The following is a 17,868-nucleotide window of genomic DNA, read 5'->3' on the forward strand; positions in this document are numbered from 1 at the left end:
AAGTCTAGTATCGGTTTATAGCCCAAGTACATACGTATTCCATTTACCCTGGCCATTGTAACCCGCAAACCTAAAATGCGACTGTTTTTACCCCTCCTATTTCTCTCAACCTCGCTTCTTGCTCAATCACTTCCGCAGACATTTTCAACTGCGAAATCCACCGCTGAGGCTGGTTTTTCGGCTGAGCGGCTCAACCGGCTGGACGCGTGGTTACAGGGCTTGATTGATAAAGATATTGCACCGAATGCCGTTACGTTTGTAGCTCACCGTGGTAAGATCGTGCATTATAAAGCCTTCGGATACAGCAATCTGGCCAAGAAAACACCCCTCAAACGCGACGATATGTACCGTATTGCGTCGCAGTCGAAAGCCATCACAACCACGACGTTGATGACGCTGTTTGAGGAAGAAAAATTTCTGCTCGACGATCCCATTTCGAAGTATATACCGGCTTTCAGAAACCCGCGGGTGCTGGTAAAGTACGATAAAAAAGATCCGATTGGGGGCAATTATGAAACTCGTCCGGCCAAAGGCGAAATTACGATCCGGCAACTGCTGAGCCATAATGCGGGTATTCCCTACGAACACCCGCTCGACCAGCGAGCCGAATTTAACGTGCCATTCTTCAACTCAACGGCGCCCGATAAGCTGGAAGACGTCATCAACAAACTTGCCAAACGACCGCTACTCCGCGATCCGGGACGGTCCGACGTATCGGCTGACTCGACGGGGGCCGGTTTTATGTATGGCCTCAATACCGACATCATTGGCCGCCTGGTCGAAATTTTATCGGGCAAACCACTCGACATAGCGATGCGCGAGCGCGTACTGGAACCGCTCGGCATGACCGATACGTATTTCTATCTGCCGGATAATAAAGCCAGCCGCCTGGTTGAGTTATACGAAAAATCGAGCATGGACAAGCCGCTAAGTCTGCATACCAACGAAGCTTATCGAAACTCGTCAGTTTCAGGAGCCAAAACGTATTTTTCGGGTGGAGCCGGGCTGATCAGTACGGTAGAAGATTATGCCAGGCTTTGTCAGATGCTGCTCAATGGCGGTACGTTCAATAATAAGCGGATTCTGGGACGTAAGACCGTCGAAATGATGCTCCGCAACCAGATTGGAGCAGCTGAAGTCTGGGACCGTAAAGATAAATTCGGGCTTGGTTTTCAACTAATTACCGAAAATTCGCGCTATGGTGACCAGGCATCTCCCGGTTCCTTCACGTGGGGTGGTATGTACTGTTCCGAGTTTACGATTGACCCGAAAGAGGAGTTGATTCTGCTGATTTTCACCAACGTACAGCCCTACGCCTATTACAGTGATTTCGTCAAGAAATTCCGGATTGCTGTGTATCAGGCATTAGAGTAAACGTAGGATTTTGGTAGCTTTCAGCATTAGTTAATCACCCAAACGCATACGACTATGAATCCGCAAAAAACAGCCGTTGTCCTGATCGAATATCAGAATGATTTTACGTCGCCCGGTGGTACGCTGCACGATGCTGTAAAGGGCGTTATGGAATCGACCAATATGCTGGAAAATACGCTCGATCTGGTACAAAAAGCCCGCGAAGCCGGAGCCGTCATTATTCATTCGCCAATCAGTTTCCAGGAGGGATATTTTGAAATTACCAAACACCCATACGGCATTCTGAAGGGCGTAGTCGACAGCCAATCGTTCCGTAAGGGTTCGTGGGGTGTTGAGATTGTGGATGCGTTAACTCCGCAAACAGGGGATATTGTGCTGGAAGGTAAGCGCGGGCTGGATGCCTTCGCTAGTACAAATCTGGACTTTATTCTACGTAGCAAAGGCATCGAAACGATGGCACTGGGCGGTTTTCTGACCAACTGCTGCGTTGAGTCGACAATGCGGTCGGGCTACGAAAAAGGGTTTGAAGTAATCACCCTGACCGACTGTACAGCAACACTCAGTGAGGAAGAACAAACCTTTGCCTGCGCCAAAAACTTTCCGATGTTTTCGAAGCCGATGACGCACGACCAGTTTCTGGATGACTTGACGGGTGAGGCCGTTCAGGAAGTAGAAACAAGGGGTTACGCTGCCTAATGGTGCTCTGGCTTTGGTTTGCTATCTTTAGTGAACTAAAGCCAGCTTATTTTCCTCAATAGTTCGATCAATAACGAATCGACACGTTGTTGGCACTCCGGCACGAGACTCGCCGGAACGATAAGCCGATGCAATAGCCTTGCTAAAAATCGCGTCAACAATGCCTTTCCTCAAAACTGGTCTGGTTCTTTTCCTTTCTCTGTGGATACTCTCTTTTTCCAGTCCCGAAACCAGCACCATTCGTGTTACGTTCGAAGGCAGAAAAACGCTTCTTGGCGATTCGACCGCCGTCGGCAAACAACTGGCTGTACGCTATTGTGCCAGTTGCCACCTGTTTCCTGAGCCTGAACTATTAGACAAAAAAACCTGGATTACAGGCGTTTTGCCAAATATGGCCAGGCGGCTTGGCCTTAAATTACCCGGGCAGGATACCCTGAAACCGCTTTCGCCCGAGGAAGAAAGAGCCATTAGCCAGCTGAACATTTACCCTGAAACCGCCACACTCTCAATGGCCGACTGGGAAGCGATTGTACGGTTTTACGAACGCAGTGCGCCCGCGGAACCTTTGCCGCAAAAACCGCATACGCCCATAACCGATCAATTGCCACTGTTTAAGGCAAACGAAATCAGCCTAGGGGATAAACCCGTTCCGCAAACCACCTTACTGAAATACGACAAAAATACGGCTCAGCTTTACGTTGGGGACGCCCAAAATGCGCTCTACGTACTCGACGGTCGGTTGCAGGGAGGCAGTGCTACGTTGAAAGATACCTGGTGGATCGATACCCCACCAACTGATATGGATTTCCCCGGAAACGCAGCGCCCAGATTGCTAACTATTGGCATTTTCAGTCCGTCAGACCAACAACTCGGCCGACTCATGACACTAGAAAGAGCAGCAAAAGCGGGCTATGTGCCGATCAATATCCGGGCCCTGCCCCGTCCCGTTCAGTTTGCCGCCGATGATCTGAATGCCGATGGAAAAGAAGATGTCGTTATCTGCGGATTCGGCAATAATGCCGGCAAACTGTTCTGGTACGATGGTTTCGAACCCACCAAAGAGCATATCCTAAAAGCCGTTCCGGGTGCCCGCAAGGTGGTAATTGCCGATTTTAACCGTGATAAAAAACCGGATATCATGGTGCTAATGGCGCAGGCTCGGGAGGAAGTCAGTATATTTTATAACCAGGGCAATGGGCGCTTTAACGAAAAAACTGTGTTACGTTTCCCGCCGGTATTTGGCTCCAGCTATTTTGAACTTGCTGATTTTAACAAAGACGGCTACCAGGATATTCTGCTAACCAATGGCGACAATTGGGACTATTCAGCCGTCAATAAAAATTACCACGGAGTACGGATTTTCCTCAACGACAAAAAAGACAATTTTACCGAAGCCTGGTTTTATCCAATGTACGGGGCTAGTAAAGCCGTTGCCCGGGATTTTGACCAGGATGGTGATCTCGACATTGCCGCTACGTCCTTTTATTCAACGCTGGCTCAGCCGGAACAGGGCTTTATTTATTTCGCCAACGAGGGTCGGTTTAGCTTCAAGCCGTTCAGTATGCCCGAAGCAGCTTACGGAAAATGGCTGACGATGGAAGCGGCCGACTTCGACCAGGATGGCGATATCGACATCGCATTGGGCTCTTATTTTCACACGGTGGGCGAAATGACCCAGTTACTCTTCAAAGGCATTACGTCCTTTCCGCAATTGCTGATTCTGGAGAATAAGAAAAAATAAAACCAGCTTATAAACAAAAAGAGGCAAACCAGTCGGTCTGCCCCTTTTCTTTGTTAACCAAACCTAAAATGTACACTCGTTTGGCATTGGCTGCCAGAGATTATTTCACATCCCAGAAAACCTTAGTAGTCAGCTTATCCGTTGACCGAACAGCTTCATAATTCGCTGTGTTGTAGGTAATTTCATTTCCGGGGATGGTCCACCGAACAGGAGGTAATGTTTGATTGTTTGCATTATCGGCCTGGAAACTCAACACCGGATAGTCCAGTCGGCGAATATCCGCCCAGTTTTCGTAGGGCTGAACCAGGTTATAATGCAGCCATTTCTGGGTAGCAATCAGCTTTAACTTGTCGGCGCTGGTTGTTGCACTGCTCCAGTTTACACCAGTTCCAGCGATGTACGCAGCAATGGAAGCGTCGGTTGCCGGAGTCGGTTTCACTGATCCTGTCACACCCGTAGCGTTGGAAACCGCCAGAATACCGTTGTAAAACTGAACCGACTGCGCGATTGCCGTTTCGTAGGCCGTTTTTGCCGAAGCATCATTCCCAGCCCGCAGATAATACTCCGCTTTGATCAGGTTCATCTGCGCTGCGTTGATGAGTACGCCGGGGAAGAACTGGTTACGGCTCAACGTATAGCGGTTATAGATCGCAACCTGACCAGCACTATATAGTGCCTGCTGTGTCGATGATGTAGCTGTAGGATCGATGCCAATATATTTTCCAGCTGCACTGGCGCCTGGCTCAAAAAGCAGTGATAAACGTGGGTCCTTATTGACATTCATATTGTCAATGATCGCTTTACCTGCCGTATTGCCAAACCAATCAGTTGACTCTAAACCATCCTGAAATCCTTTCGAGTTGATGTCGGTATTCACATCATACACATTGATTTGGATGTTCTGGGCGTTGGTTTCAACAATCGGATAGGTCGTTGCATTACCCAGGATCTCAGCTATTTCGGTGTTCGATCTGGATTTAAAGCTTTCAACATCCGATACCCGGTTCAGCAATCTCAGGCGGATCGAATTACAATACCGCTTCCAGAGTGTTACGTCGCCTTTGTTCAGGAAATCCTGCGTCTGAAACGATTTCTGATAACCGGAATTCAGCGTAATGCCATTCAGCTCGGTAGCGATCCGTTTAAGATCATCAAGCAGGAACGTATAAATCCCTTCGGCCGTATCGAATTTGGCAGCCGATGTCAGGTATTCACCGCCATTGGTGCTCAGCAAGCCAGCTGTGCTGAAGGGAATAGGTCCGAAAAGATCGACCATCTTCTGCGTGTAATCGTAGACGAATACGGCAGCAGCCAGCATGAATATTTTGCGATCATTCTGCTGATCCGCCGGTTTCGACGCGTATACTTTTTGCAGTTCACGGTACTGTGCCAGCACGTTGTAATAATTGTACCACACATCTTCCACGCCCGACGAACCGGGAACGTACTGTCCGGATTCGTTGATCCAACCCGTTGCCTGGTTGTAGTGGTTGAGGGAGGTTCTCAACGTAACGAAGTAAAACCGATAGCCCGGAAGCACATAATCGCGGCTAGCGTACAGTACGCCGGTAAACTGCTTTTCAACGGTCGTCGCAGCAATTTTGGAAGGGTCCGGATACGATTCTGTAAATTCCGACTCCTTACAGGACACATTCGCCAAAAGAAGCCCAGCCAAAAACAGGAATGATATTTTTTTCATTTTCATGATTGAATTAAGGTTAGAAGCTGGCACGTAACATGACACCCATTGTGCGGAATGATGGGTTGTTACCTGCGTTGCTGATGTTTTCTGACCACCGCGTACTTGAGTTAGCCTGTTCAGCATCCATGTCTTTGATGGTTCTGTACAGGAAGAACAGGTTACGGCCAAACACCGACACCGTCAGGTTCTGCGTACCAATTTTACGGGTGATACTAGCCGGAATTCTATACCCAAACGAGAGTTCCCGCATTTTGATATAGGTGTTTTCCTTCACGTACAACTCATAGCGCGAGCTGCTGTATTGCGGACCACCCCAGTTGTAGGTGTTGTTGTAGTAAACAGCCTGAGAAATAACGTTTGTATTAGCTTCACCCGTTGGCAGAACACCGTCCATCAACATACCATCGTGGTATACCGTTTGCCCGTTCGGACCGGCAGATGCCGTTGTCTGAATACCTTTACCGTTGGCATCAATGTAGTAGCTAAGTCCACCGTGTTCGGTATCCATAGCGGTTAGGCTTTCTTCTGTCAAGCCTCTGGATGTTAACCAGTTGATACCGGTCGGCATGATTGATCCACCATAGCGGAAGTCGATAACCGCATCCAGCGTAAAGCCTTTGTAGCTAAAGCTGTTTAATAAACCACCCGTCAGTTTCGGCATGGCATTACCGGCTTTAATCCAGTTGGCTCCATCCAGTTGATAGATACCGTTCGGCCCGACTATATTACGTCCGCTGGCATCTTTCAAAATTCCATGAACGTAGATATCACCCATTGGCTGGCCAACCACAGAACGTAACTGAGCGGCATTACCGTCGTAATCAGCGTGCAGCAGTTCAGTCGAGTTGTTGGTCAGCTTTTCTACCTTATTGCTGTTTTTTGCCAGGTTCAATGTCAGATCCCAGTTCAGACCGTTCAGGTCTTTCGCTCGCAGCGGTGAAATTGTCAGTGCCATTTCCAGACCCTGGTTTCTGAGCGTGCCAATATTCGCCAGAATCGACCGGGCGCCCGAACTGGCCGAAATGGTCAGTGGTAAGATCTGGTCGACGATCTGTGCGTTATAGTAGGCCAGGTCGATGCGTAAGCGATCTTTAAACAAGCGGGTTTCGAGACCAAATTCGAACTCACGCTTCTGTTCAGGACGAATTTTATCGTTACCGTAGTCGCTGCTGATGTTCGTATATAATACGGAACTACCACCCGACTGTTGCAAACTGAGGTTTCCCTGCGTGTATGCATTGTTCGCTCTGTAAATTTCCGGATAGTTACCCACTACACCCCAGGATGCTCTCAGCTTGGCATAGCTGATGGCTGTGGGCAGCCGGAACAGATCGCTAAACACAAATGACGTGTTTACAGACGGGTACAGGAAGGCGTTGTTGCCCGGTGCAAGCGTAGAGGTACGGTCTCTGCGGAGTGTACCTTCTACGTACACAATGTCTTTGAAGTTGAAGTTCAGTGTACCAAAGTAAGCATCCCGAATCCAGCGAATACGTGAGTTAGTACCACCGGCTGTATTGACCGAAGCCGATATATCGAAGAAATTCTCCGTGCTCAATCCACCATTGGTTGAGCGGCTTACCATCGTATTTAACTGTCTGTAAGCGTTGTAGCCACCTGTTGCAGAAATGGTTAAGGCGTCGTTCAGCTTTTTGGTGTAGATCAGCAGGGCTTCTCCATACACATTGTTGTAAATGTTGTTGTTCATGGCAAAAGAGCCAGAATAACCAAACGCCAACGGGATAGAGCTACGTTGTTTGTCTTCAATACGCTCCGATGTGAAGTCCGTTCCAAGACGACCTCTTAATTTCAGATCGTTTATGATCTGCCAGCTCTGGGTGATACTGGCGATTACCCGGTTGCTGTATTCATCGTAGGTGTTGGCACGGGTGCTCCACACATAATCAGCAATATCCGTTTTGAAACCGTTCCGAATGATATTCTCGTTAGGCGTCAGGCTCTGGTTGGTTCCCGTTACGTATTTGTAGCCCTGGCTGGTCTGATATTTGTTGAAGTACCAGTCAGCGGATTCAAACCGGTTCATCATACCCGTAAAGTTGTTGATCATACGATCCACTTTATAGGGACGGTTGTGCGTATACTGATTGACGTAATTGATCATCAGGTCCGTTTGCAGCTTCTTACTTGGATTGAAGCTGGCATTCAGGTTCATGATGTTCTTTTCGTTTTTCGCACCGTAACTGATCATGCCATTGTCCTGGCGGGTATACGAAAAACGTAGGTTGGAATTATCCGTAGCTTTAGAAACCGACAGGTTGATGAGGGCGCTGCTGGCATTCTGGAACAAATCAGCGTAGCTGTTGCCCGATGGCGAATACGGCCGAACGATACCATCAAACGCCATAACAGGCTGTCCATCAAATTTAGGCCCGAAGTTTACCGTCGCACCCAGCAACCCTCTGGTGTCGCCCTTGCCATCGCCATTGGTATCGTACGAGATGAATCCGTTGGCATCCTGACCACCGTTGGCATAATTTAAAAAGTAACCAGGGCCTCTTACGTTCTGGTACCGTGGCAGGTAAGCAATTTTATCGACGCTGTAGCTGGCGCTGAAATCCACGCCCAGTCCTTTTCTGCCTTTCCCATTTTTGGTGGTCACCAGAACTACGCCATTAACCGCTTCAGAACCGTACAGAGCCGCTGCCGAAGCGCCTTTCAGAATCGAAATGTTTTCAATATCAGCCGGGTTTAAATCCAGCAGACCATTCCCCCGGATGCGCTGATCGCCCCAGTAGTCGGTGTTTCTGGCTTCACCATTCCGAATGGGGATACCATCCATTACGATCAGCGGCTGCGTATTGCCAGTAATTGAGGCCAATCCACGGATGTTGATACTGACACCGCTCGTAGCGCCACCGGGCGTAGCGTTGATAGACACGCCGGGCGCTTTACCATAGAGTGCCGTTGCAAAGTTCGGACTTGCCGTTTTCACCAGAGCTTCGTTGTTGACAACGGCTGTGGCGTATCCTAAAGAACGTTCTTCCTTCTTGATACCTAGCGCCGTTACCACAACTTCATTCAGGTACGAAGCATCTTCGTCCAGCGTAATGTCGACTGTTGATTTGCTTTCAACGGCCACTTCTTTGGTTTTGTAGCCAATGAAGGAAAAAACCAGCGTTCTGTTTCTACCAGCAGCAATGCTGTATTTGCCATCTGCATCCGTAATAGTTCCCGTTGTGGAACCTTTCACCACAATGGAGACGCCTGGCAACGGCTGACCATCATTACTAGCAGTTACCTTTCCCGAGATAGTCTGGGCTAAGGCAGGAGTACTTATCACCAATAACATGATAATAAGCCTAAGTAAATTTTTTGCCATGGAAAGAGCTAATTATTTTTTAATTTTAGAAGCTGACACAATATTAATAGTTATTTATTTTAGGATTAACATCGAATTAATATTTTTTTTTATAAACTTTACCAATTAATATAATTAATTCTACTAACTACCTTTATTATCTAGTTTTGCAAAGACCTAATAGCCACAATGATGTCTAATAAGAAAAGAATACAGCCGCTCAGGAAATTCCTTGAAAGTAATTTCCTGATTGTACGTTCTTTGGCAAATGGCTCTCACCTAGTCTAGTTATTTATTGATTCCTACACTTTACCTGTCTACCCGCATGCACCCATCAGTCGGGCTCCTTGAAGAGGAGTCATCTTCGCAGCAGTCAGTTGTTGATTACAAGAAAAATCAAAAACAGCGGAGAGTACTGGCTCATCTCTACACGAATGGCACCTGTACACTCGCTAACCTGGCTGGTTTGCTGCACAATAGTGTCCCATCTGTCACCAGTTTAGTTGACGAATTAATCCAAACGAAATGGGTTACCGCTATAGGTACGGCCATCGGCAACAATGGTCGACGCCCTGTTCTGTTTGGCCTGAGTACCAAGCACCATTTTGTGGCCGTCATTGATGTCAGCACGCACGATACCAAGATCCTGTTTATGGATACCCAGCGTAACGTAGTATTTCGTGTCAACTATGATCTGCGGCTTAACGACAATGCGTCTTTCCTGACTACGCTTGTCAGTTATTTTACGAAGGCACTGGCTGATTCGCGCCTAGCCCCTGAAGAACTGATTGCTGTAGGTATATCCATGCCCGGTCTGATCGACGCCCGGCGAGGTATCAACCTGACGTACAAGAAGCTGAATCAGACTGAAGACGCCTTAACGAAGTGGTTCTCGGAACAGGTTGATAAGCCGGTTTACCTGATTAATGATACGAAAGCAACCGTACTGGGCGAGAGCCGGTTTGGAGGAGCGCAGGGCAAAAAACAGGTACTGGCTATCAACATCGACTGGGGTGTGGGTTTGGGTATCATCGTGAATGGCGAGGTCTTCCAGGGGGCCAGTGGTTTTGCGGGTGAGCTGGGGCATATTCAGGTTGATCCGGAAGGCGAACTATGCTACTGCGGTAAAATTGGCTGTCTCAACACCATTACGTCGGCTTCGGCTCTGGTTCGCCGGGTGCAGCGGGATATACTCGCCGGGCAGGTTTCCAAACTGGCCAGTTTCCGGGATCAGGTTGAGCAGATCGATATCGATGAACTCATCAATGCCGCACATCAGGGCGATTCGTATGCCATTGATATTCTGCACGATGCGGGTTTTCAATTAGGAAAGGGCCTGGCCGTAGCTATTAATCTGTTTAATCCTGAAATGATTATCATCGATGGTGTGCTGACGAGTGCGGCTGATTTTATACTGAATACTATTGAACAGGCCATCAGCAAATATTGCCTGAGCGATTTCCGGAATGACATCACGATCGAACTGACGCAGCTGAATGGTAAGGCCAAATGGCTGGGCACACACGCCTACGTAATGGAAAACATTTTTGCCAATTACTAAGCCCTGATTTTTAAGAACACCGCCATGGATTCAGTCTGATTCCTCTTTTTCTCGAACACGAAACGACCGACGTTACGTTATGAAACAGTTCCTTACTACAGGATTTATCCTGCTGTTTGCGTATGCCGTTTGCGCACAAACGGTTCACTCCTTTACGCAGGGCTTGTCCATTGGTCCCTGCCACCACTATGGCCGCGAGGCACTCTATACTGATCAGCTCGCTTATCTGCTGTATCAGAACAAATTACAGGCACCAACAGAAGGGCAACCTTTATCAGCAGATAGCCCGCAGGAGGTAAAATGGCAGGCGGTGTCGGCTGATAAAGACCATAAATTCAGAGGGCGATCCTTTAACAACGGGTATTTGTATCTGACCTACGATTCGAATAAAGAACAGTCGGCTCTGCTTCATACTACCGGCCACAACATGGTCTATGTCAATGGCGCCCCGCACGCAGGTGACCCCTACGCGAGTGGATGGCTTTACGTGCCGGTTATGCTCAAAAAAGGACGTAATGAATTTTACGTACGCACGTCGCAATTTTCCCGATATCAGGGGCTGATGACAGAGCTGATTTTCCCGGATAAACCCATAAGCCTGAATACGGAAGATCCCACCCTGCCCAGCATCGTTGCTGGTAAACAGACTGACCCACTTTGGGGCGCCGTTGTTATTGTGAATACCTCTGCCAAATCGTTAACAGACTTACAGATTCAGAGCGAGCTAGAGGGCAAACCACTCATAACGGACGTATCGGCCGTAGCGTCCATGACAACGCGTAAGGTGGGCTTTCGAATCAATCCAACCGGGGTAAAGCAGAAAGGCGACATAAAAGCACAGATTCGGCTGTTGCAGGGTGGCAAACCTCTCGACGAAAAAGAAGTCAGCCTGTCGGCTGTGGAGCCTTCCAGCCATCAGAACTATACATTCATCAGCAAAATCGATGGCAGCGTTCAGTATTACGGCGTAGCTCCTCAGCAACAGCCCGATGGAAAGGCCCCTGCCCTGGTGTTGTCTGTTCATGGGGCAGGAGTTGAAGCCAGCGGACAGGCACGCGCCTACCGGCCTAAGGATTGGGGCGTCATTGTGGCCCCAACTAATCGACGCCCACGGGGATTTAACTGGGAAGACTGGGGGCGGCTGGATGCGCTGGAAGTACTGGCCATCGCCAAAAAACAGTATAAGCCTGATCCACAGCGTATCTATCTCACTGGCCACTCGATGGGTGGCCATGGTACGTGGTATCTGGGCGCTACGTTCCCTGGCAACTGGGCGGCCATTGCTCCCTGCGCGGGTTACCCAACGCTGGCCGACTACGGTTCGCACGACGGTAAAATTCCAACAGAAGGTGGTACGCCAATGGAGAATCTGCTGCTGAGAGCCAGCAATCCCAGCAACGTACTGGCATTAGCTTCCAACTACAAGCCGCTGGGCGTTTATGTGCTGCATGGCGACGCCGACCGTACGGTATCCGTTGAATACGCCCGGCAGATGCGGAAGTTGCTCGGTACGTTTCATCCTGATTTTTCGTATTACGAATATCCCGGAGGATCACACTGGTACGGAAATGAAAGTGTCGACTGGAATCCTTTGTTCGATTATTTTCGGGGGCACCGTATTCCGGTCGACAGCGCCGTTCATAGTATCGATTTTACAACAACCAGTCCCGCTATTTCATCAACTATGCACTGGCTGACAGTTGAGCAGCAACTCCAGCCGATGCAGCTAAGCCGTGTACAGCTAAAGCGCGATAAAAAAGAAAAACGCATTACCGGCACTACGGATAATGTCGCTTTGTTGAGCTTCGACTTAAGCGATTTTCAAGCTGGCGAATCAGTCTCGATTTCGCTCGACAGTCTCAACACGATCAGCTACACGGTTAAAGGCGCGGCTGATAAACTATACCTTTCTCGAAAAGTGCAATGGGAAGTGGGCAGCAAACCACCCATTGAACAAAAAGGGCCGCACCGTAACGGTACGTTCAAAGAGCCTTTCAACAACCGAATGGTATTTGTTTACGGAACATCGGGTACGCCGGATGAGAACAATTGGGCGTATAACAAAGCTCGTTATGATGCCGAAACCTGGTACTACCGGGGCAACGGCGCCATTGATATGATTACCGACAAAGAGTTTATCGCTGGCCAGTACGCTGATCGGGGCATAGTTCTTTACGGCAATTCGGCTACCAATCGGGCATGGGCTAAACTGCTGGCGAACTGTCCTGTGCAGGTAAATCGGAGTCAGATAACCATCGGGAATGAACGCTACACAGGCCAAACGCTCGGGGCGTATTTTACCTGGCCTCGGTCCGACAGCCCAACGGCGTCGGTAGCTGTTATAACCGGAACGGGGTTGCCTGGTCTGAAAGCAACGGATGCAAACCAATATTTTGCGGGCGGTAGCGGATTTCCTGACTTTATGATTTTCGACCTGACCATGCTCCGCGATGGGATTAAAGGAATTCGAAAAGCAGGCTTTTTCGATAACAACTGGTCGCTGGTCAATGGGCAGACCGTCAGCCAGACAGAAGCGCCCTAATGAATCACGTTGAGCGGTATCATTCAGGCCGAATGACGTAACGTTTTTATTTCGTCAATCGGATTATCTGTTGAAGGTGGGGAATCCGATTGATGGAATTCAGTAGGCTGGGCGGGAGAATGGGTTAGCAATTCTGTTACTGAACACGTCGGCCAACCAGAAACGGTATGTTAGCCGACGTTACGTGTTTGTGACCATCATAAACGTAGACAAATAATCGATATTGACCAGCAACTGACGGCAAACGAAATGAAGTTTCCGGCCGTTTTGCTGAGGCAATTAATCCTTCGGTTGGCATTAAGCTGACGTCCATATAGTCGTACTGGTTAATGAGAGCGGCCTGCGGCCTAATTTCCCAGTAATAAGACAATGAGTCCTTCTCGGGGTCTGAGGCTGTAATACGTGCCTGATGCAGGGTAGCCGAAGCCGGAAATGAACGGTACGTCGAATCAATTCCATCTACTTCTATTTTACCAACTTCGGGTGCCAGATTTTTAGGAAGCCGTCCGCTCCACAGTTGCTGCATCGTTTCTACAAAAGGAGTTTCGTTGCCTTCTGCATCGAAAAAGCTGTACCATGTATGCGTCCCTTCTTCTTTGTTGCCCCAGTAAAACATATAAGCGCCCAGGCAGTTGGGCGGCTGGGAACCGATGTATTTCAGATAATTTTTCTTAATAAAATCGATCTTATTCTGCCAGGGCAGTTCTATAGGCGCCTGCCAGCGGGCAACTCTTGATTCCCAGTGCCCCAGCGTTCCAAACTCCGAAAGCATATACGGCCCAGTCCAGTCCGCTTCTTTCAGAACATCACTTAGCTGATACAGCGCCCCATATACGTTAAAAGATATAATATCAATGGCCGGGCAACGATCTTTAATAAGCCAGATAGTACGTGCCTGAGTTGTGCCAATGGCCGTCGTTATCGGATGATGCGGATCAAGCTCATGGATCATACTCGCGATCCGGTTGACCTCATCATAAACCCCTATATTTTTTGCCCGTAAATTCCATTCATTGCCCACACACCACATCAGCAGCGCTGGATGGTTTCGGTATTTCACGATTATTTTACGGATGCGTTCAAATTGTTTGGCAACTGCTTCTTCATCGTAATAATCGAATCCGTCCAGATCCCGCTCGACCCATAAGCCAAACATGACGGTCAATCCCAGCGCCTGCGCCTGATCCAGAATACGCGCGGCATCGTGATCCTCCCAGATTCGAATGGAATTACCACCAGCTTCCTTTAAGCGTTTAAACTGATTAAAACCACCAGCGCCTTTAATGAAAAAGGGTTTCCCATTTCTCATTAAATTCCAGCCAGTATCTGTTTTGTACAATACAGTCGATTTACTATTTGCAGGACGATTAGATTGATAATTTTTATTGGAATTGGCTTTATTACATTGTTCAAAGGAGAGACTAATAAGTATACCTACTAAAAATACAATAAACTTCATGGATAAATAGTTGAAAAATATAAAAGCATAATAGGCATTCTATCCGTATAACACCCCAATCTATCTAAAGTACAGTATTAATGCAAATTTAATAAAATACGTACTTCCTACGCCAACCTCTTAGTAAATAGAGGGATATCGCATTAGTTATTAAGCTTCATTAACTTATTTCTTCGTAATTTTAACGGCATACAGCTATAATTACATACTATAGATTTATAGTTTCCTATCTTGGATTAGTACAAAACATATGATCAGGCATCTATATAATAAGATTAATAATTCTATTACTGATAAAAAAGAAATTGTAGTTATCCGAGTATTGATTCTGACAGGTATCCTGTTCCTATTTGCGTTTGTACTCTTCTTTTTTAAACCGGAGAATCGGGGCTATTCCTGGCTTTTTGGGTTGCTAAGCATTACAGTCATATACAAACTTTTACGGCTGTTGCACGAGTGGTATCACTACTGGGAGGTAATTCCACCTACCCCCCGGCTGTGACGAAAACCTGGACCGTAGACATCCTGACAACCTTCTGTGCGGGTGAACCTTACGAAATGATCGTTAAAACGCTAAAGGCGATTCAGGCAATCAACTACCCCCACACTACGTACTTGTGTGACGAAGCCGACGACCCGTATCTACGTCAGGTTTGTGAGCAGCTCGGCGTGCGGCACGTAACCCGCACCAACAAGAAAGACGCCAAAGCCGGTAACATTAACAACGCTTTACAGCAGGCCACCGGCGAAATATGCCTCGTTCTGGACCCGGACCATGTGCCTGTACCTGATTTTCTGAATCGTGTGCTTCCTTATTTTGAAGATCCGGCAATAGGCTTCGTTCAATGCGTACAAGCCTACTCCAACCGTAAAAAAAGTTTGATAGCTTTTGGGGCAACCGAGCAGACGTACAATTTTTATGGTCCCCTGATGACCTGCATGGGTCATTACGGTACAGCTCAGGCAATTGGTGCAAACTGTACGTTCCGGCGGGCTGCGCTGGATTCGATTGGCGGTCATGCCGCGGGCCTTTCTGAAGACATGCACACAGCTATGCTGCTGCATGCCAAAAAATGGAAGTCGGTATACGTACCCTTGCCACTCTCATATGGGCTGGTACCTGACACGATGGCCGCGTACTGCAAACAGCAATTAAAATGGGCCCGGGGTACGCTCGAACTGTTAGTAACGACCTATCCCCGCGTATTTAGCCAACTAACCTGGCGGCAGCGGCTTCATTACTTAACAGTTCCTCTGTATTATCTGAACGGAATTGTCCAGTTTATCAACCTGCTGATTCCAATTTTTTCGCTGATCATGATGCAGCTTCCGCTAAAAATGGAGTTGCAGTGGCTGGCTCTGGCCTACATTCCTTTGCTGGCGATTTCCTTTCTGATTCGGCAGTACGCGCAGCGATGGCTGATCGAAAAGCATGAACAGGGCATCTACATAATTGGTGGATTTCTTACGAGCGGTATCTGGTGGGTTTATACAATGGGCTTTTTCTATACGCTGTTTCGCGTTGATGTCCCCTATCTGCCAACGCCTAAAAATGCTAAGCCTCAGAATAACTTCCTCCTCTGCCTGCCCAATATTATCATGGGGCTTGTTACCCTAGGGGCTATTAGCTATAGTATATATTATTATGGCCTGTTGGCTATAAATAACATATACGTACTTATGATGGTTGGCTTTGGGCTGATCAATGCGTTTATTCTGGGCATGAACGTATTCATCGGACAGGAGAAACTACTTGCTTCCGTTAAACATAGAATCCAGCACAGTTCCTTTCGTCGATCACATCGCTGGAAACAATCGATTACTATCTGGCGAATTCAGTACAAAGTTTACGGCAATTTACGCTCATACGCTGTTCCGCTATACGGAGGCCTGATTGCCATCACCACGATTTTCCTTGTCAATACGTATCAGAAAACCTTTGGTAGATTAAGCGGTGATGTGAAATACGCGACTTCTCAGCCGTTTTATTATAACCAGGCAGCTCTGTCAGCTCATCGATCGGCTGATCCACAGGCGTCATTTATTGCTCCACATCACCTGAGATGGCCCCTTAGAACTGATAAGGCTGCTATTGGCCCGGATTGGAGTATGCAACCCAACGAATTGCCGCTTCTCTACCTGGAACCTGCCCTGACAAGCCGGTCAGATACAGGCATTCAAATGTTTTTGCAGGACATTCATCTTGGAAAACACGACCCGGCACTTACGAAGTTTGTCCGTCGAATCAAACACTATAACCGGCCGGTTCTGCTGGCATTTGCTCCTTTTTTCGACGACACAACATTGGTCTGGGGTACACAGAAAGAAACACTCCTGGCAACCTACCGCGATACGTTCCGGTATCTGGTCCGTTTCTGTCAATCGAATAATGTCACGAATGTTACCTGGCTCTGGTGCCCAACTTTCCCTGGTACGATCTCATTTTTCTGTCCGGGAAAAGAGTATGTTGACTGGATCGGCTTGAGAGTTGTTAATAATCCTTCCCTGGCCCCTGATAAAGAAAGCCATTCATTTGCCACCCTTTATCAACCGCTGCATAAGACGATCAGGCGCCATAAAGTGTATGGTATTCAGCAAAAGCCCGTTCTGATTACCGAATTAACCACACTGGTCCAGCCAGATCAGGAAGAATGGCAGCAGGAAGCATTTGATCTGATCCAGGAACGATATCAGGAAATACGGGGTGTCGTCATAAATTCGCCAAAATCAGCTACCTCAATGGCCAGTACGCTACCAACGGGGAAACCGAAATTACAGCAGGTTCAGGCGGTTCATTAATTCGGCTTTGTTGGCCCGGCTTATCGGAATCACTTTGGTGGAAACGACCAGATTACTCTCTTCGATATCGACAATTTTTTCGAGGTGAATGATGTAGGATCGATGCACGCGTAAAAATTGAGATCCCAGCTTTTCTTCCAGCGATTTCATGGTGGTATAGGCCACAAATGTCTGATTGGTCGTTACAATTTTTACGTAATCGCCCATGTTTTCAATGTACAGAATCGAATCGTACGGCACACGAATGTAGCGGCCTTCGGCCTTTACGTAGATAGCTTTCTGATCGCCCGGCTGTGCACGTACGCTCTTCGAACGAGCTTCCAGTTCCAGCGCCTTTTCCACCGCCATTTTGAAGCGAATCTGCGTAATTGGCTTTTTCAGATAGTCAGTTACCTGATACTGAAAGGCATCAAATGCATATTCGGTTTTGGTAGTTGTCAGAATCACCTGCGGTGTTGTTGGCAGCCGTTCCAGCAGATCGAAGCCCGACAATACGGGCATTTCAACATCGAGCCAGATCAGGTCTACGTCTTCTTTTGATAATAATTCCAGGGCTTGTGTCGCATCTTCGCAAACGGCCACCAAATCAAGCGATTCGTGCTGTTCGCACAAACGCTGCAATGATTTGCGCGACATGATATCATCATCGACAACTATACATTTAAGTTGCATAGC

General features: G+C 47.9%; 10 protein-coding genes. 6 read left to right on the forward strand and 4 right to left on the reverse strand.

All coding sequences use genetic code 11. The annotated features are described in order from the left end of the window. Positions 1-75 precede the first annotated feature (75 nt). From LN737_RS30015 to LN737_RS30025, 3 genes are all read left to right on the forward strand, one after another. Positions 76-1,374, forward strand: a complete 1,299-nt coding sequence (locus tag LN737_RS30015; protein ID WP_405514801.1) for a serine hydrolase — start codon at positions 76-78, stop codon at positions 1,372-1,374. A 54-nt stretch (positions 1,375-1,428) separates the two neighbouring features. Beyond that, positions 1,429-2,070 (forward strand): cysteine hydrolase, encoded by a 642-nt coding sequence (locus tag LN737_RS30020; protein ID WP_405514803.1) that lies wholly within the window; start codon positions 1,429-1,431, stop codon positions 2,068-2,070. Between the two features lie 160 nt (positions 2,071-2,230). Further along, complete coding sequence (locus LN737_RS30025; protein WP_405514804.1) at positions 2,231-3,811, forward strand: VCBS repeat-containing protein; 1,581 nt, start codon at positions 2,231-2,233, stop codon at positions 3,809-3,811. Between the two features lie 100 nt (positions 3,812-3,911). Here LN737_RS30025 and LN737_RS30030 read toward each other — a convergent pair whose 3' ends face one another. After that, the gene (locus LN737_RS30030) at positions 3,912-5,510 is read right to left on the reverse strand and encodes a SusD/RagB family nutrient-binding outer membrane lipoprotein (RefSeq protein WP_405514806.1); all 1,599 of its coding nucleotides are present in this window, start codon (positions 5,508-5,510) and stop codon (positions 3,912-3,914) included. 19 nt (positions 5,511-5,529) lie between these two features. Beyond that, positions 5,530-8,853 (reverse strand): SusC/RagA family TonB-linked outer membrane protein, encoded by a 3,324-nt coding sequence (locus LN737_RS30035; protein WP_405514808.1) that lies wholly within the window; start codon positions 8,851-8,853, stop codon positions 5,530-5,532. A 304-nt stretch (positions 8,854-9,157) separates the two neighbouring features. Between LN737_RS30035 and LN737_RS30040 the strand changes: the two genes are divergently transcribed. Then, a complete protein-coding gene (locus LN737_RS30040) occupies positions 9,158-10,393 on the forward strand; it encodes an ROK family transcriptional regulator (RefSeq protein ID WP_405514810.1) in 1,236 nt (411 codons plus the stop codon). Between the two features lie 79 nt (positions 10,394-10,472). Further along, the gene (locus tag LN737_RS30045) at positions 10,473-12,935 is read left to right on the forward strand and encodes a prolyl oligopeptidase family serine peptidase (protein WP_405514812.1); all 2,463 of its coding nucleotides are present in this window, start codon (positions 10,473-10,475) and stop codon (positions 12,933-12,935) included. Positions 12,936-13,071: 136 nt separating this feature from the next. On the opposite strand, the gene LN737_RS30050 is transcribed toward LN737_RS30045, so the two are convergent. Further along, positions 13,072-14,244, reverse strand: a complete 1,173-nt coding sequence (locus LN737_RS30050) for a glycoside hydrolase family 2 TIM barrel-domain containing protein (RefSeq protein WP_405514814.1) — start codon at positions 14,242-14,244, stop codon at positions 13,072-13,074. Positions 14,245-14,892: 648 nt separating this feature from the next. Between LN737_RS30050 and LN737_RS30055 the strand changes: the two genes are divergently transcribed. After that, complete coding sequence (locus LN737_RS30055; RefSeq protein ID WP_405514816.1) at positions 14,893-17,193, forward strand: glycosyltransferase; 2,301 nt, start codon at positions 14,893-14,895, stop codon at positions 17,191-17,193. Here LN737_RS30055 and LN737_RS30060 read toward each other — a convergent pair. Further along, positions 17,167-17,865 carry a LytTR family DNA-binding domain-containing protein gene (locus LN737_RS30060; RefSeq protein ID WP_405514818.1) on the reverse strand — a complete coding sequence of 233 codons (699 nt, stop codon included), beginning with the start codon at positions 17,863-17,865 and terminating at the stop codon, positions 17,167-17,169. The two genes, LN737_RS30055 and LN737_RS30060, sit on opposite strands and share 27 nt — an antisense overlap. Positions 17,866-17,868 lie beyond the last annotated feature (3 nt).

It is taken from the genome of Spirosoma sp. KNUC1025 (assembly GCF_045160025.1).
In the GTDB taxonomy this organism is placed as follows: domain Bacteria; phylum Bacteroidota; class Bacteroidia; order Cytophagales; family Spirosomataceae; genus Spirosoma.